General features: G+C 58.9%; 14 protein-coding genes. 4 read left to right on the forward strand and 10 right to left on the reverse strand.

From position 1 onward, the window contains the following. Positions 1-56: 56 nt before the first annotated feature. Positions 57-938, reverse strand: coding sequence for a sterol desaturase family protein (locus E4656_RS13130; protein WP_135483748.1), 882 nt, complete (start codon positions 936-938; stop codon positions 57-59). Positions 939-1059: 121 nt separating this feature from the next. Here E4656_RS13130 and E4656_RS13135 point away from each other — a divergent pair, with 121 nt between their 5' ends. Both E4656_RS13135 and E4656_RS13140 read left to right on the forward strand, forming a co-directional pair. Beyond that, positions 1060-1737, forward strand: a complete 678-nt coding sequence (locus E4656_RS13135; protein ID WP_135483749.1) for a dienelactone hydrolase family protein — start codon at positions 1060-1062, stop codon at positions 1735-1737. Positions 1738-1803: 66 nt separating this feature from the next. Then, positions 1804-3018: a PQQ-dependent sugar dehydrogenase gene (locus tag E4656_RS13140; protein ID WP_135483750.1), complete on the forward strand. Its 1215-nt coding sequence runs from the start codon at positions 1804-1806 to the stop codon at positions 3016-3018. Between the two features lie 29 nt (positions 3019-3047). On the opposite strand, the gene E4656_RS13145 is transcribed toward E4656_RS13140, so the two are convergent. Further along, complete coding sequence (locus tag E4656_RS13145) at positions 3048-4703, reverse strand: alpha-glucosidase (RefSeq protein ID WP_135483751.1); 1656 nt, start codon at positions 4701-4703, stop codon at positions 3048-3050. Between the two features lie 272 nt (positions 4704-4975). Between E4656_RS13145 and E4656_RS13155 the strand changes: the two genes are divergently transcribed. Next, positions 4976-5980: a LysR family transcriptional regulator gene (locus E4656_RS13155; RefSeq protein ID WP_135483752.1), complete on the forward strand. Its 1005-nt coding sequence runs from the start codon at positions 4976-4978 to the stop codon at positions 5978-5980. On the opposite strand, the gene E4656_RS13160 is transcribed toward E4656_RS13155, so the two are convergent. From E4656_RS13160 to E4656_RS13190, 7 genes are all read right to left on the reverse strand, one after another. Beyond that, positions 5922-6929 carry a LacI family DNA-binding transcriptional regulator gene (locus E4656_RS13160; protein ID WP_135483753.1) on the reverse strand — a complete coding sequence of 336 codons (1008 nt, stop codon included), beginning with the start codon at positions 6927-6929 and terminating at the stop codon, positions 5922-5924. The two genes, E4656_RS13155 and E4656_RS13160, sit on opposite strands and share 59 nt — an antisense overlap. Before the next feature lie 6 nt (positions 6930-6935). Continuing rightward, positions 6936-7880: a ribokinase gene (gene rbsK / locus E4656_RS13165; protein ID WP_135483894.1), complete on the reverse strand. Its 945-nt coding sequence runs from the start codon at positions 7878-7880 to the stop codon at positions 6936-6938. 41 nt (positions 7881-7921) lie between these two features. Beyond that, positions 7922-8806 (reverse strand): ribose ABC transporter substrate-binding protein RbsB, encoded by an 885-nt coding sequence (gene rbsB, locus E4656_RS13170; protein ID WP_135483754.1) that lies wholly within the window; start codon positions 8804-8806, stop codon positions 7922-7924. Positions 8807-8866: 60 nt separating this feature from the next. Then, positions 8867-9835 carry a ribose ABC transporter permease gene (gene rbsC, locus E4656_RS13175; RefSeq protein WP_135483755.1) on the reverse strand — a complete coding sequence of 323 codons (969 nt, stop codon included), beginning with the start codon at positions 9833-9835 and terminating at the stop codon, positions 8867-8869. Beyond that, positions 9832-11337 (reverse strand): ribose ABC transporter ATP-binding protein RbsA, encoded by a 1506-nt coding sequence (gene rbsA, locus E4656_RS13180; protein ID WP_135483756.1) that lies wholly within the window; start codon positions 11335-11337, stop codon positions 9832-9834. The genes rbsC and rbsA overlap by 4 nt, the downstream gene beginning before the upstream one ends. A 9-nt stretch (positions 11338-11346) precedes the next feature. Next, positions 11347-11766 (reverse strand): D-ribose pyranase, encoded by a 420-nt coding sequence (gene rbsD / locus E4656_RS13185; protein WP_135483757.1) that lies wholly within the window; start codon positions 11764-11766, stop codon positions 11347-11349. 214 nt (positions 11767-11980) lie between these two features. Continuing rightward, on the reverse strand, positions 11981-13345 hold the full coding sequence (locus E4656_RS13190; RefSeq protein ID WP_135483758.1) for an Ig-like domain-containing protein: 1365 nt from the start codon (positions 13343-13345) through the stop codon (positions 11981-11983). Between the two features lie 338 nt (positions 13346-13683). Between E4656_RS13190 and E4656_RS13195 the strand changes: the two genes are divergently transcribed. Then, positions 13684-14589: a LysR family transcriptional regulator gene (locus E4656_RS13195; RefSeq protein ID WP_135483759.1), complete on the forward strand. Its 906-nt coding sequence runs from the start codon at positions 13684-13686 to the stop codon at positions 14587-14589. Positions 14590-14611: 22 nt separating this feature from the next. Here the strand turns inward: E4656_RS13195 and E4656_RS13200 are convergent, their stop codons facing one another. Beyond that, a complete protein-coding gene (locus E4656_RS13200) occupies positions 14612-15802 on the reverse strand; it encodes an Acg family FMN-binding oxidoreductase (protein WP_135483760.1) in 1191 nt (396 codons plus the stop codon). Positions 15803-15806 lie beyond the last annotated feature (4 nt).

Consider the following 15806-nt stretch of genomic DNA (forward strand, 5'->3'; position numbering starts at 1 on the left):
GGCCTTGCAGTAAAGTTTACGCCTGTGGAACCGTTAAACAAGGCGTTTTGCGCCGCTCAGTGATCAGTGTGAGACCTGGGTGACGGTGGTGGTTCCGGCTGCCAGCCGGGTGGTCGAATCAGGTGATTGAGGCGGTGCGACCAGGTCTTGCCCGGTGCCGTGGCATCCGCCAGCATATCGCGCCATTCGTGAAAGGTCAGCGTGATGGGGTTGTGGGTCCGTACCGGTTTGGTGATGCCGTAGTGGCAGGGTTCCTGCTCGGACTCCGGTTCGAAGGTGCCGAACAGGCGGTCCCAGATGATCAGGATACCGGCGTAATTGCGGTCGATATAGCGCGGATTGCTGGCATGGTGGACCCGATGATGCGAGGGCGTGTTGAGCACGGCTTCCAGTGGCCCCAGGCGCCCGACCGCCTGGGTGTGCACGAAGAACTGATAGGCCAGATTCAGCAGCACCACGGTAATGATGGTGTCCGGCGTGAAGCCGACTATGGCCAGGGGAATCCAGAATACCCACATGCCGGCCAGCGGGTACATCAGGCTCTGGCGAAAGGCGGTGGACAGATTGAGCCGCTCCGAGGAATGGTGCACCACGTGCGCGGCCCACATCCAGCGGATCTGGTGACTGAACCGGTGGAACCAGTAGTAGAGAAAATCCTGCAGTACGAAGGCCAGCAGCAGTGACCACCAGGCAAAGGGCAGCTCGAACAGTCGCCAGTCAAAGAAAAACTGGTACACGCTCAGAATGAAGGCCGCTGCAGCCAGTTCGCCCACCTGGTGCAGAAAGGCCAGAGTCGCATTGGAAGCTGTGTCGGCCAGGCTGTAGCGGGCAGAACCCTGATCGGGCCTGCGGCGCAGATACAGAAACTCCCAGCCGATGAAAGCCAGGAAGATCGGCGCCAGTGCCAGCAGTATGAAATGCGGATCAAAGGGTGTCATGAGCGCGCCCGTAATTGACTGAAGTGACACAGCCCTGCAGCGACTGGTCAGTACCCGATTATTCAGCCAGACTGACCTCTCTGCAAGTAACAACATTGACAGCGAACGACGAGGGTCTGTTATGAAACAGTGGCAGCAACTGCAAGCGGAAGACGGCCATGAGTTCGATCTCTATGTCAGCACCCCGGCCGGCGGCGCAGACGCGGCCGGCAAGGGCGTGATTGTGGTGGTGCAGGAGATTTTCGGCGTCAACAGCCATATTCGTTCGGTTTGTGACCGTCTGGCCGAAGCGGGCTACCTGGCGGTCGCGCCGGCGCTGTTCGACCGCTACGGGAAGGGCTACGAGGCCGGCTATTCACCCACGGAAGTCGAACAGAGCCGCGCCTTCCTGCAGGACTTCGATTTCGACGCCGCCTGTCGGGATATCGGGGCCGCAGTCGGCGCCTTTGCGGAGCGGGGGCCGGTCAGTGTGGTCGGCTTCTGTCTGGGGGGCTCACTGGCCTGGCTGATGGCGGCGCGCGATGACCGCCTGGCCGCCAGTGTCGGCTACTATGGCGGGCGCATTCCGGATTTCGTCGCGGAGACACCACAGTGTCCGACCCTGCTGCACTTCGGTGAGCAGGATCAGGGCATCCCGCTGGCGGGTGTGGAAAGCGTGCGCCGCCGACATCCCGAGGTGCCGGTCCATCTCTATCAGGCCGGGCACGGGTTCAACTGTGATCAGCGCGGCTCCTATCATGCACAGAGTGCACAGCTGGCCTGGCAGCGCACGCTGGATTTCATCGCCGCGCAGTCATGAACCGGTGTGAACCGGCCAACGTTCTGTCTACGTACCCCTGAGTTCAATGCCTGACGGGAGGACATCATGAGCCAAGGTGATCAATGGCTTCGTCATGCTGCCGGCGCGGCGGTCCTGACGAGCCTGCTGCTGGCGGGCTGTGCTGCAACGCCTGACGTGGCGGTGGACTATGCCGACATACCGGCCAGCGAATTCGAAATCGACTTTATCGTCGAAGATCTGGACCATGCCTGGGGCATGGCCATTCTGCCTGCACCCTATGCGGACTGGGCCCTGGTGACCGAACGGCCCGGCAGGTTGTCACTGGTGCATCTGGATACCGGCGAGCAGCGTGCGGTGGCCGGCACCCCGGAGGTGGTGGCCGAAGAGCAGGGCGGTCTGCTGGATGTGCTGGTCTGGGACGAGCCGGACAGCGAGCGGCTCTGGGTCTATCTGACCTGGTCCGGTGCCAACCCGGACCAGCCGGAACAATCGGCTACCCATACCGGGCGCGCCCAGCTGGATCCGGATGCCCCGGCCCTGCACGACCTCGAAGTGCTGAATGTGGCCACGCCCTGGGATACCGAAACCGCACACTATGGCTCGCGTATGGTGGTGGGAGCCGACGATCATCTATACATCAGCCAGGGTGATCGCCGTCAGCGCGATGAAGCGCAGGATCTGAGCAGCCACTGGGGCAAGACATTGCGTCTGCGCATGGACGGCAGCATTCCGGATGACAACCCCTTCGTGGATGATCTGGACGCCCTGGATGCCATCTACACCTATGGCCACCGCAATGTGCAGGCCATGGCGGTGGAACCGGTGACCGGCCTGATCTGGCAGGGCGAACACGGGGAACGCAACGGTGACGAGATCAATGTCATCGATCAGCCGGGTGGCAACTACGGCTGGCCCATCGCCACCTATGGGCGTGACTATGTCTTTCGCACCCCGATAGGGGACACGCCGCCGGATCGAGACGACACTGTGAACCCGATCTATTTCTGGACGGCCGACAACTATGACGATGATGTGGAAGGCTTTCCGCCTTCGGGCATGGCGTTCTATCAGGGCTCGGCCTTTGCAGACTGGCAGGGGCAACTGCTGATGGGCAGCCTGTGGCATCAGTATCTGGGCCGCTTTGAACGGGATGATCGCGCGATCCGCTTCGAGCATCGCATGCTGCGCGATCAGGGCTGGCGGGTGCGTGATGTGAATGTGCATCCCGCCACCGGATACATCTATCTGCTGATAGACGCCGAGGACGCACCCCTGGTGCGGGTGCGCCCTCGGCGCTGATTCGACCGGTGCGGGCTGGCCGCGTCAGGTCAGTCCGCGCAGCGCAGTACCCGGGCCTCCCAGGGCCGCAGGGTGGACGGTTGGCCGTTGTCATCCAGGTTGCCCAGCAGCCGTTCGGCGGCTTCCAGATCCACCTTGCAGGCGCTGATGTCCGCTGGCTCATCGCTCAGGTTGGTCAGCACCAGATAGCGGTCGTCGGTACCGGTGCGCGTATAGGCATAGACCTGATCATGAGTTGGCAGCTCGAGATCATAGTGACCATGGACCAGGGAACTGTGTTCTGCCCGCAGCCGGATCAGTTGCTGATAGAAGGCGAATACCGAGTTCGGGTCGCGCCGCTGCTGTTCCGCGTTCAGCCATTCGGTGTTCGGGTTCACCGCCAGCCAGGGCGTGCCTGAGGTAAAGCCGCCATTGGGGCTGCTGTCCCACTGCATGGGCGTGCGGGCGTTGTCGCGCGCACTGTTGCGGATCTGCTCCAGAATGTCCGCTTCGGTCCAGCCGTTGGCCATTTCTTCCGCCGCCAGGTTGCGTACTGCCACATCGTCGAACTGGTCCAGACGCTCGAACGGGAAGTTGGTCATGCCCAGTTCCTGCCCCTGATAGATAAAGGGCGTGCCCTGCATCAGAAAGTACATGGTGGCGATGGCCGTGGCGCTTTCCCGCCAGTACTGCTCCGCATTGCCCCAGGTGGAGACCACGCGGGCGATATCGTGATTTTCCACGAACAATGCATTCCAGCCCTGTCCTTCCAGCCCCTTCTGCCAGCGGGTCAGCGTGTCGCGCAGTGCCGGCAGGTTCAGGGCAGCATCGACATCCGAACCCCACAGCTTGATCTGCTCGAACTGAAACAGCATGTTGAACTTGTGCTGTTCCGGCGCCACCCAGTTGGGTGCATCGTCGACCGAGACGCCGGCGGCTTCGCCCACCGTCATGATGTCGTAGTGGGCAAAGGTATTGGCTCCGAGGTCGGCAATATAGGGCTGGATGCCTTCCACGTTGCGGTGCATGGGCGTGGCATTGACCACTTCCAGCCCCTTGGGGTTGGGCATGTCGGGAAAGCCCTGCTCCTTGCGAATATGGGTGATGGCATCAATGCGGAAACCGTCCACGCCCTTGTCCAGCCACCAGCGAATCATGGTGTAGAGTGCTTCTCGGACGTCCTGGTTTTCCCAGTTCAGGTCCGGCTGCTTGCTGGAAAACAGATGCAGGCAATACTGGTCCCTGTCTTCGTAGTAGCGCCAGGCCGAGCCACTGAAGATGCTCTCCCAGTTGTTGGGCGGGCCGCCGGCCTTGCCGTCGCGCCAGATGTACCAGTCGCTCTTCGGGTTGTCCCGGGACTGGCGGGATTCCTGAAACCAGGCGTGCTCGTCACTGGTGTGGTTGAGCACCAGATCGAGCAGGATGCGGATACCGCGAGCATGGGCTTCTGCCAGCAGGCGGTCGAAGTCGGCCATGGTGCCGAACTCGGCCATGATGGCCTGATAGTCGCTGACGTCATAGCCGTTGTCGTCGTTGGGTGAGCGGAATATGGGGCTCAGCCAGATAACGTTGATGCCCAGTTCCTTCAGGTAATCCAGCTTTTCGATAATGCCCGGCAGGTCACCGATGCCGTCCCCGTTGCTGTCGTTGAAACTGAGGGGATACACCTGGTACACCACGGCGTCTTTCCACCAGGGTTGGGTCATGACTGTCACCTGTGTTCTGAAATTGAAAAATTGCGAAGCTGAGCAGTTGCGAAGCCGAATGCGCTGGCGCCGAACCCGGCTTGGGTAAGCGCTTGCAGTCGAGGGCCTATGCTAGTGAGGCATGGCACGGAGAGAAAATACTTTTTTCACCGAGTGATATAGATAGAATCTATGTCGAAAGTCGAAAGTCGAAAGTCGAAAGTCGAAAGTCGAAAGTCGAAAGTCGAAAGTCGAAAGTCGAAAGTCGAAACCAGAGAGCATCGAGGCAGACCTTGGAAAAATCACTGCGCCAGTTTCTGGCCGTGGCGGAGCTGAAGAGCATCAGCCAGGCGGCCCAGAGGCTGTTCATCAGCCAGCCCACGCTGACTCACAACATGAAGAAGCTGGAAGCCTCGCTCGGGGTCGATCTTTTTGTGCGCACGGCACGGGGCGTGAGGCTGACGCCCTATGGCGACAAGTTGCTGGAGCAGGCCCGCATAATGCAGCGGGTGCATGACAATGCCATGGAAGAGCTGACCCGGCTGAAAGAGCGGCGAGAGCGCGGCATACGCATGGGCGTCGGCATGGCCTGGTGGCATCTGTTCTTTCGCGATCTGCTGCGCCAGTATCGGGCGGATCACCCGGAGGCTCCCGTGCACATCGAACTGGGCAACCACCTGCGCTCCATGGATCAGTTGCTGGCCGGTGATATCGACCTGTTCATGGGGCATCAGATTGTCGGCCTGCATGCCAGCGGCGGCGCCGAGTTCCAGCCCCTCTTTATGTGCTTTGACAGTGCCTGGGTGCGTGCCGGCCATCCACTGCTGCAGCAACCGCACTGTACCCCCGAAGACCTGCTGGCCTTCCCGCATCTGGACATTACCCCGGATGAAACGCGGTATCGGGAAGTGGTGCAGGACCTGGAACAGAAGGAGGCCCAGCGCAGCGCCTATCACCTGCGCGAGCGGGTAGTCTGGTCCTCCAGCTCCATGAGCGCCGGGCTGGATATCCTGCGCGCAAGCGACGCCGTCATGGTCTACACCTCGTCCATGGCACCGTATTTCCGTGCCCAGGGTCTGGAGGAACTGCCCATCGACCTGCCGCAGCCGTTCACGGTCGGTATCTACTGCCTGCAGGAACGCCTGGATGAACCTTCGGTGGACCATCTGATTCGGCTGGTGCGGCATTGGTTGTCCGGTCTGGATCTGGCTTGGCATCGGCTGCAGCCGTTGCCGGATGTCAGCGTTGATTCAGGGGAAGCGTTGACTGTCGAGCAATCAGGTGGGGCTCAAGAGTGATTGTCCTGAGTGGGCTATCCGGGTTTTTGATGCGGTCCAATAGTAAATCCACAGCGTTTGCACCCAAACGTTCCTTGGGCTGCTCAATTGTGCTGAGTGATGGCACCAGATAACTGCTGAGTTCGATATTGTCGTAACCGATCAGGGACATGTCATCAGGTACTCGCAAACCGGCTTCCTGCAGTGCCTTGAGGGCACCGGCTGCCATCATGTCGTTCCCGGCAATGATCGCCGTCGGGCGCTGCTTTGCCTTGAGGATTGTCTGCGCACCGCGATAACCACCAGCCAACTCAAAATCGCCCTCGGCAACCCAGTCTTTCCGAAGCTCAACCCCGGCTTCCTGCAGGGCGTCACAAAACCCTGAGTAGCGTTCATCTGCGGTTCTCTTGCCGCTGGGGCCTCGAAGTACGCCGATGGCCTGGTGGCCGAGGTCCAGGAGATGTCGCGCCGCGAGGTAACCACCGCGCCGGCCCTCTTCCTGAATCAGGTCGACATTCAGATTGGTGATACCCCAGTCGGCGACAACCACAGGCATGACAAGGTCATCCTTGCTCAGGTGAAGCGCTGGGTTGACCTGGGTGCACATCAGTATGGTGCCATCGACCTGGCGCTCCCGCAAAACCTCCAGCGCCTCTTTCAGTCTTTCGGAATTGCCTCGGGTGTTGGCAATAATCAGGCTGTAACCCAGTTCGTAGCAGCGTTGCTCCACAGCTTGCAGCACTTCTGCATAAAAGGGATTGGTACTGGTGGTGACCACCATGCCCAGAGTAAGCGTTCTGCTGGCTTTCAGGCTTCGGGCGACGCCTGACGGCTTATAGCGCAGTTCTGCGGCGGCAGACTCGACTCGAGCCTTGGTCTCCGGTTTCACTGGCCTTTTGTTGTTAAGTACATTGCTGACAGTACAGGTGGAAACGCCTGCGCGTTGCGCCACTTCTTTGATGGTGGGCATAGTGTGCTATTGCTCCAGGAACTTCTTTATATCAGGTGCCCTCGGAATGGCTGGCTGTGCACCAGCCACTGTTACGGCAAGTGCTGCTGCCGCCTGAGCATATCGAATAGCATTCTTGATTGATGTCCCCTGTGCCAGTTGGCTGACGAGAGCTCCGTTGAAGGTGTCGCCTGCGCCTGTAGTGTCCACAGCTGTCACCGTTTTTCCTGGTATCAATACGCCATCTTCATGCTGCTGGCTTAACCAGACGCCACGCGCGCCCAGCGTGACCAGCACCGTTGGTACGCCAGCCTGGTGTATAATCTCGCACGCCGCTGCCAGACTTGTTTCGTCAGACACCGGGATACCGGTAAGCGCTTCCAACTCGGTCTCGTTGGGTGTGAGTATGTCCACATCAGTCAGCATGCTGAGCTCAAAATCACGCATGGGTGCCGGGTTGAGTATCACCTGCCCTCCACTGATCTTGACCTGCCGAATGGCCGCCAGGTTGAGCGCATGAGGTACTTCGTGCTGCACCAGAAGCCAAGAGGTGCGCGCCAGCACGCCCGCCTGTTCGCTGGTCAGTGCCTGGAACTGGCCATTGGCATTGGGCACGATCGTGATGCAGTTTTCACCTTCAGCATTGACTTGAATTAGTGCCACGCCTGTTCTTTCTCCGGATAACTCCAGCACGTGATCAGTGTTTATGCCATCATCCGAGAGCGCTTGAACAAGCGCTCTGCCACCTGCATCCTGCCCAATGGCTGCAAGGAAGTGTACAGGGAGCAGAGCATCACAGGAAACTGATGCGGGCAAGGCTCGTGCGGTGGCGAGGGCCTGGTTGGCCCCCTTGCCACCATGAAATACCTCATAGTGCGTGCCTGTCAGCGTTTCACCCGGTTCGGGAAAATGAGGCACCCTGACGACATGATCCAGGTTCACACTGCCCAGAATTGTAATGCCCCTTGGCATGCTCAGTTCTCCCTCTCCGGTTTCTCTCTGTGGTTGCTGCATTAATCCGCAGTAATGACCTGCAGTGGGACGGGGATGTTGCCTTCAACGGTCTCTCCGTTCAGGTAACGTACAGCAGTTTCAACCGCCACAGCGCCAATTTCATAGGGTTGCTGGGCGACCGTTGCAGCCATGCGACCGGCTTCCACGGCGGCAATCCCGTCGTCCGTACCGTCAAAGCCGACGACCAGGATATTGGGCTGGTTGGAGGCTGCAATGGCACGCAATGCGCCCAGCGCCATTTCGTCGTTCTGCGCAAATACCGCGTCAATGTTGCGATTACCGGTCAGCAGGTTCTCCATGACATTCAGGCCTTCCGTGCGATCAAAGTTGGCCGGCTGTGATGCCAGGACTTCAAAACCGTGAGCTTCAATGGCCTGAGCAAAACCTTCACCACGCTCACGTGCTGCTGATGTGCCGGGAATGCCTTCCAACTGGATGACCCGTGCATTGGCGCCTACCTGCTGGGCAATAAAGTCGCCCGCCATACGGCCGCCCAGCACATTATCCGAGGCGACATGGGAAATATAGTTTCCAGCACTGGCGCCTCGGTCTACGGTAAATACCGGCACATCGCGGTTGTTGGCCAGACGCACGGCGTTGACCACGGAGTCCGAATCGGTGGGGTTGATGAGCAGCGCGTCAATATTGCGCTGCAACAGATCTTCCACATTGGACAGTTCGCGCGCCGGGTCGTTCTGGGCATCCACAATGCGCAGATCATAACCCAGTTCATTGGCCTTATCAGCGGCGCCGTCGCGCAGGGTCACAAAGAATGGATTGTTCAGGGTGGAGACGGATATGGCGAGGGTGCCTTCTGCAACGGCGCTTCCTGTCAATCCGGCCAGGGCAATGGTTGCCACCAATAGCTGCTTCATTGTTTTCATTGTCGTTACCTCACATGGGCTGCTTGTTATTGTGACGGACCAGGCCGTCTTTGGGTTGAGTTACTGCTTGCTTCTGGTATCCACGAGCACCGCCAGCAAAATGACCGAAGCTTTCACGATCATCTGGAAATAGGACGATACATCCAGAAGGTTGAGAGCGTTGTTCAGCACACCTATGATCAGTGCGCCGATGAGTGTGCCGGAGATGAATCCCCGACCTCCCGCAAGACTGGTGCCTCCGATCACGACCGCCGCAATGGCATCGAGTTCATACATGGTGCCGGCGGTGGGCTGCGCGGAGGACAAACGGCTGGTGACTATGATGGCCGCCAGAGCTGACATCAGACCGCTGATGGCGTAGACGCTGATCTTGACCAGATTGACATTGATGCCGGACAGGCGAGCGGCCGCTTCGTTACCGCCCACGGCGTAGATGTATCGCCCGAGTCGAGTATGGTTGAGCAGATACCAGCCGCCCAGAAAGGAGACCGCCATCAACCAGACCGGCACGGGAATGCCCAGCACATAGCCGGTGCCGAACCAGGAGAAGGCTTCTGCGGCGGGCCCGAAACCCATGGATACCGGTCGGCCATCGGTAAATACCAGGGTGACCCCGCGCAGCAAGGTCATGGCTACCAGGGTTGCGATAAAGGCCTGGACCTTGCCCAGGGCAATCACGGTACCGGTAATGCCGCCCAGCACAGCGCCGGCAGTCAACACCAGAATAAACGACAGCGCCACGTTGATATCCAGACCAATGAGTGTGGCAGCAATGGCGCCAGTGAGTGCCAGTACCGAGCCGACGCTCAAGTCAATGCCGGCGGTGATGATGACCATGGTCATACCCACCGCGATGATGGCGTTGATTGAGGTTTGGCGCAGGATATTGAGCAGGTTGTTCATCGTGAAGAACTCGGCATTCAGTATCGAGATCACCAGGACCAGCGCCAGCAACCCCAGAAGTGCCTTCTGAGCCAGCAGGAGGTCCTTTATTTTGCTGCCGGAGAAATAATGGATAAGGGCGTTCATAGTGTTACCTCTGATAAATCTGACCCTACGGCGTGGGTAAGCAGTTTTTCTTGTGTGGCATTGGCTCTGGATTCTTCCGCTACAATGCGTCCCTCGTGCATGACCAGTATCCGGTCGCTCATGCCAAGGACTTCGGGCATGTCGGAGGACACCAGAATGATGGCGAGTCCCTGTTGCTTCAGAGTATTGATGAGCTGATAGATCTCTTTCTTGGCGCCGACGTCGACACCGCGTGTGGGCTCATCCAGAATCAGTATGCGCGGCTGCGTCATCAGACCCTTGGCAATGGTCACTTTCTGCTGGTTGCCGCCGGACAGGTTGAGCATCAGTTGGGTCTGACGAGGTGTCTTGATCCGAAAGGCATCGATGTACTCTGCAACCTTGAGTGCTTCCTGACTGTGCCTGATCTGCCAGCCGGATGAGAGCTCACGCAGACTGGCCAGGGTCATGTTGTGTCGTACTGACAAACCCATGACAAGGCCGTCACCTTTGCGGTCTTCAGAGATGTAGGCAATGCCGGCTCTGAGCGCGTCGCGTGGGTTTCTCAGTCGCAACGGCACGCCCTGAACACTGACCCTGCCTGCTGTGACCTTGACCGCCCCGCTGATGGCCCGCATGACTTCCGTGCGTCCGGCACCAATGAGACCGGAAATACCCAGGATTTCATTGCTGCGGCAGTTGAAGGAAACGTCTTCAAATCCGGGGCCGGACAGGTTGTCCACCGACAGCACCGGCTCGCCTGGTGATACCTCGACATGCGGGTACTGATGTTCCAGTTTGCGCCCCACCATGCGTTCGATCAGAACATCTTCGTTGACTTCGGATACCTTGAATTCGTCGATAAACCGGCCGTCCCGCAGGACAGAGGCCCGGTCACAGACCAGAAATACCTCAGCCAGCCGGTGAGATATGTAGACGATGCCGCAGCCGTTGGCTCGAAGTTCTTGTATGACTCTGAACAGCGCCTTTGTTTCGGGCTCCGTCAACGCATCGGTCGGCTCATCCATGACGATGACGCGGGCATCGAATGACAAGGCTTTGGCAATCTCCACCATCTGCTGGTCACCGATGCCGAGTTCCCCGACACGTTGTCGCGGACTGTGGCGGACACCCAAGCGGGTCAACAGCGCCCCGGCCTGTTTGTAGAGTTGCTGCCACCGAATTTTGCCCAGGGCATTGGTGGGTTCCCGACCCAGGAAGATATTCTCGGCAATGGTCAGCTCGGGCAGCAGATTGAGCTCCTGGTGAATAATCGCGATACCCGCCTCCTGGGAGGCTCTGGGACTGGAAAACCAGGTCTGCTGTCCGTCATATCGAAGGGTGCCCGAATCAGCGGCGTATACCCCTGTGAGTACTTTCATCAGGGTTGATTTGCCCGCCCCGTTTTCGCCCAGCAGTGCCATGACCTCGCCTGGGTATACATTCAGGGACACGTCATCCAGGGCGCGCACACCGGGGAATGACTTGCTGACATGTTGCATCGAGAGAACAGGCTCAGTCATTGCCGACTCCTAAAAGGCCACGCCCGAAATTAATACAATGTTGGCAAAGGGAGTGACTTCCCCGGTGCGGATGACCGCTTTGGACCGACGGGTTCTCTCCTTGAATTGACCATGGGACACATAGTTCCGGGTTACCGCTTGGCCGGATTGTTCGGACAGGGCGTCCAGCCGTGCGCACAGTGCAGCATGGAAGTCCGGACTCTGGTCCTTGAGCTCCTCGGCCAGCAGCACGCCTTCAATCGTCAGTTCTGACAGCACGGCGTCCAGAACATCCAGTAGCCCCGGAAGGCCCGGTATGACCGCCAAATCGATACGGCTCACAGCATCCGGAACTGGAAGGCCGGCATCGCCCAGCGTCAGTTCATCCATATGCCCCTGGCGGGCAATAACACGTGAAAGCTCACTGTTGAGCAGTTTTTGATATTTCATAGCCACTTCTTGTATGTTGTTTTTTTAAAAGTTAATCGATTAACTTGTGGCTGTCAAATGGTTTGGTTTCTTGCGTGTCTGCCTGACACACAAAAGCCCGAGGGCGCCTGTTGAAGCGCGCTCGGGCTCATGGCTATGCAGGTGGTGCAGGCCAGTTCGTGGTCGACTGTGGCACAGGCTCCTGCCAGATCACCCCGCAAGCGGTGACCCCTGTTCAGTTGACGGATATCGTATAGCGCTGCGGCAATCCGTTGGGCGACTGAACTTCAAGCGTGCAGGAGCCGGGATCGTCACCATAATTGATCACAACCGGCCAGGGGCCAAACAAGGCGCCGGGCCGTTCCGGGACTTCACTGTCCAGTGCTGTAGCGCTGGCATCAGTACAGTTGATGGACAGATCGGACCCGGCCGGTGGGACATTGCCGTTCTGATCCACCATCTGATAGATCACAGTGTCGCTGACGCTCACATCAGTGGGTTCAGGATCAAGCCGCAAGTCCGAACCGCTGGCAACCAACACAATATTGTTGAATACCACTGCCCGTTCGTCGCAATGCCCGTGCTCCAGGGCATCCTCCGTGCAGCCAATTCCCTTGTAGTGGGCACCGGGGTCTGCAGGCGTATAGTCACCGGTACCACTGAGGTCCCAAAAGAAGTCGCCCGGGTCAAACTGGCCGGTGCCCTCGGTGTCAACAAAGGGTTCGCCCTGAGGCTCATAGCTCTCACCCAGATCAAACCGGCTGTTGCCATTGGTATCCACAAAGGCGTCGTTGCCATTGGTGCGGGCCAGAATGTCCACTCGGCCATCTCCCCTGGGGTGAGCCGAACGCCATTCTATGGTGCATGCGCCGTTGTCCGTGGTGCATACCGGGTCGACCAGGCCCGTACTGGCGAGGAAATTGACCTGGGTGCCGTCGGCGACCGGGTTGCGATGGATGTCGCCAAGGTGCACCGTAACCTGTACCGGGATACCGTTGTAGTCATAGCCTTCCGGGTTGAACACATCGGCAGACAAACTCATGCCATCGGTAACCGGTGCTGCCGTATGCATGCTCACAGGCTGTGTTGTTGCGACATGGACATCCTGTTCGATAACGTTGCCGTTGCTGTCGAGCAGGTCCATGGAGACTTCGACCTGGGTGGTGCCCTGGACGGTGCCGGAGCGCAGAATGGTGCTGGCGCTGCCGTCGCTTCCGGTCGTAGCGCTATCGCGCGTCAATTCCGGACCGCCCGTGCTGTCCGTGATGGCAAAGGAAACGTCATGCCCGGCCACGGGGTTCAGATCGTTGTCCAGTACCTGCACGGCCAGACGTGTGGTTTCCGGAATCTGACCCGTACCGTAACCGCGCAATGCGATCTGGTTCGGTGCCGGGTCCATGACCAATACAAACCCGACCCCGTAATCAAGTTCTACCAGGTCGCCATTGTTGTCATTCCCGCCGTTGCCGCCGCCTCCGTCTCCATTGCCGTTATCGCTGTTTCCTCCGGATTCGGTTGAGGGGTTGCAAGCGGCGAGGGCGGTGACTGCAAGCAATACAAGCAGGTGTGAGAGCAATGGCTTATGCGTACAAGGGGACATAACTGACTCCTGTCGTGGTCCAAAATCCATTTTTTGGGAAGATTAAACGAGAATGATTGCGCTTGGCACCCGCAGAGCGCCTGCATGAACGCGAAAGTGGGTGCCAATGTTTTAAAATTTGACCCAGTGCTCAATTCAGGGGATGTCATCAGATATTGGCTTGTCGCGAGTGATCATCAAGAGCCAGGCGATCAGCCTGCTGTTCTCCCGAGTCAGGATCACAGGGAAGCGGCCAGCCGGGTATCGATATCACTTCGACAGTGTTTTAATCTGCGTGTATCCGAGCGACCGGGATTGCGCGGGAGTTTGGAGATTGACCCCAATACACAGGTAGACCGATGACAGCTGCGCTGCACAACTGGAACTGGATTCGGGCGTTTCTGTCGGTAGCTGAACATGGATCCCTGTCGGCGGCGGCCGGTGCTCTGGGTCTGTCGCAGCCGGCGCTCAGCCGCCAGATTCAGCAACTGGAAACACAGACCGGGTTGCATCTGTTCAGTCGTTCCACCACCGGCCTGGAGTTGACACCGGAGGGCACTCGGCTTGTAGCTGCCGCTCGAGCCATGGGTGATGCGGCTGACCAGTTTCAGCGCCATCTGACGGGGCAGTCACCAGTACTGGAAGGCGATGTGCGGATCAGCACCAGTGAACTGATTGGGCACTATTTGCTGCCATCGGCAATGGTCGCCTTTCAGCGGCAATGGCCCGGCGTTCGGGTGGACACAGTGCTGACTGATCGCATCAGCAGCCTGAACAAGGGTGAGGCCGATCTGGCACTGCGTATGGTTGAACCCCGGCAACCGGACCTGGTGGTCAGACGACTGGGAAAGATTCCGCTCGGTTTCTATGCGTCACAGGCCTATGTGGACGAGCATGGTCTTCCCTGCTCGGCAGACGAACTGAACCAGCATCGACTCATCGGGCCGGATCAGGACCCCACTTACGAGCGTCTTGCGAAAGAGCAGGGGCTTGCCATAGAGCGCTCTGATTTCAGTTTGCGCAGCGACAGCCTGCTGATGCAGGTTGCTTACACCCGGGCCGGAGGAGGGATCGGAGTTCTGCACCAGCCTCTGGCTGCGCACTGGCCTGATCTTGTGCCAGTGCTGACTGATATAAGGCTACCGATGCTCGACCTGTGGCTGGTCTGTCACGGGGATGTACGCTACAACCATCGAGTCCGGACCCTGCAGCAGTTTTTGATCCAGTGGTTTGAGGCCGATCCCTATGGGCAGGCCCGATTGTGAATGCGCAAGCTGATGCCTTGTATCATGAGTTGTACCACAGGTCGGCGAGCGCTCGGCGAGGTGTTTTGTCCACCGGGTCGGCGTAACCCATACGGTAGAGCATCTGCACCGTGGTGTTCTCTCCGAAGCCGAATTGGCTATGGAGGCGCGCCTGCAAGGATGCCATGTCGGGGTATTCCTGCAGAATCTGACTGTGGGGATGGATGGCGATGCCCAGACGTGTTGCAGCCAGATTGAGGCGCTGATAATGGCGGCCCAGGAGCACCTGATCCCGGCGGGTGTTGCCTGTTGTGCTCAGAGCGCCGAACAAGGGCGCCGAAGCCGCGATTTCGTAATGCTGATCGACCGGAAACTGCGCCCAGCTGGAATCGGAGTCTCTGGCGGATTCCCGGGAATACAGCCGCTCCACCAGCCAGCGGCGCAAACCGGTAATGCCATTGTTGCCATAGCTGAAGCCGTCTCGATAGCGCTCCACTTCCTCTTCGTTGAAGCGGAACAGGCGCCAGGTTTCCAGATGTCGGTCATGGTCGCTGACTTCCACCGCCATGGCCTGACCGATCAATTCCGTCATCGCTTCCCGCTCGGTGTCCGTATCAAACCAGTGCCAGTGTAAGGCGAAATCGGGCTCCGGCCCCCGAGCCAATGGATAGTTTGCCAGAGTCCGCAGGCTGGAGCGTTCGGTTGCTCTCACCGGCTCGTCTGTATAGGGCCGTTTGTTGGTCTGACGATCCAGGATGGCATCAAACAGCGGATCGCTGATGTCGATGTCAGAAGGGCGAAGGTGAACATGGGCGACGGGCAGGTCTTCCAGTGTCGAGTTGTTGTATTCGCCTTCCGGAAACAGCGATATGTCGGCGACATACCCCAGAGCCCCGGCCGCGATACTGACATTTTCCAGAAAGGTACCCTGCCCGATGTGTATCTGTCGGTGCACGGGATCCGTTTCCGGCAGCAGCCGCTCCGGGTCGACAAAAAGACTGAATTGCCGGGGCGCTTCCAGACGGATCAGCCACGGCTGAATATTGTGCGGGTTGGCGGCCAGCAGTCCGTACGACAACGTCTGCAGCCGAATATCCGTTGTGTCTGGATTTGGACCCTGCCAGGGAGCCAGAGCTGATTCGGGTGTGCTCGAACAGCCCGTCAGCAGACTGGGCATCATGATGACGCCAGCGCCGCCGGCCCCCATGATCTTGAGAAAATCGCGTCGTTGCATGGTG

It is taken from the genome of Natronospirillum operosum (assembly GCF_004768465.1).
Classification (GTDB): Bacteria; Pseudomonadota; Gammaproteobacteria; order Pseudomonadales; family Natronospirillaceae; genus Natronospirillum; species Natronospirillum operosum.

Excerpts from the sequence above, each read along its gene's own strand:
- E4656_RS13130 (WP_135483748.1), bottom strand. The coding sequence starts at position 938 with ATGACACCCTTTGATCCGCATTTCATACTGCTGGCACTGGCGCCGATC.
- E4656_RS13135 (WP_135483749.1), top strand. The coding sequence starts at position 1,060 with ATGAAACAGTGGCAGCAACTGCAAGCGGAAGACGGCCATGAGTTCGAT.
- E4656_RS13140 (WP_135483750.1), top strand. The coding sequence starts at position 1,804 with ATGAGCCAAGGTGATCAATGGCTTCGTCATGCTGCCGGCGCGGCGGTC.
- E4656_RS13145 (WP_135483751.1), bottom strand. The coding sequence starts at position 4,703 with ATGACCCAACCCTGGTGGAAAGACGCCGTGGTGTACCAGGTGTATCCC.
- E4656_RS13160 (WP_135483753.1), bottom strand. The coding sequence starts at position 6,929 with ATGCCCACCATCAAAGAAGTGGCGCAACGCGCAGGCGTTTCCACCTGT.
- rbsK (WP_135483894.1), bottom strand. The coding sequence starts at position 7,880 with ATGCCAAGGGGCATTACAATTCTGGGCAGTGTGAACCTGGATCATGTC.
- rbsB (WP_135483754.1), bottom strand. The coding sequence starts at position 8,806 with ATGAAAACAATGAAGCAGCTATTGGTGGCAACCATTGCCCTGGCCGGA.
- rbsC (WP_135483755.1), bottom strand. The coding sequence starts at position 9,835 with ATGAACGCCCTTATCCATTATTTCTCCGGCAGCAAAATAAAGGACCTC.
- rbsA (WP_135483756.1), bottom strand. The coding sequence starts at position 11,337 with ATGACTGAGCCTGTTCTCTCGATGCAACATGTCAGCAAGTCATTCCCC.
- rbsD (WP_135483757.1), bottom strand. The coding sequence starts at position 11,766 with ATGAAATATCAAAAACTGCTCAACAGTGAGCTTTCACGTGTTATTGCC.
- E4656_RS13190 (WP_135483758.1), bottom strand. The coding sequence starts at position 13,345 with ATGTCCCCTTGTACGCATAAGCCATTGCTCTCACACCTGCTTGTATTG.
- E4656_RS13195 (WP_135483759.1), top strand. The coding sequence starts at position 13,684 with ATGACAGCTGCGCTGCACAACTGGAACTGGATTCGGGCGTTTCTGTCG.
- E4656_RS13200 (WP_135483760.1), bottom strand. The coding sequence starts at position 15,802 with ATGCAACGACGCGATTTTCTCAAGATCATGGGGGCCGGCGGCGCTGGC.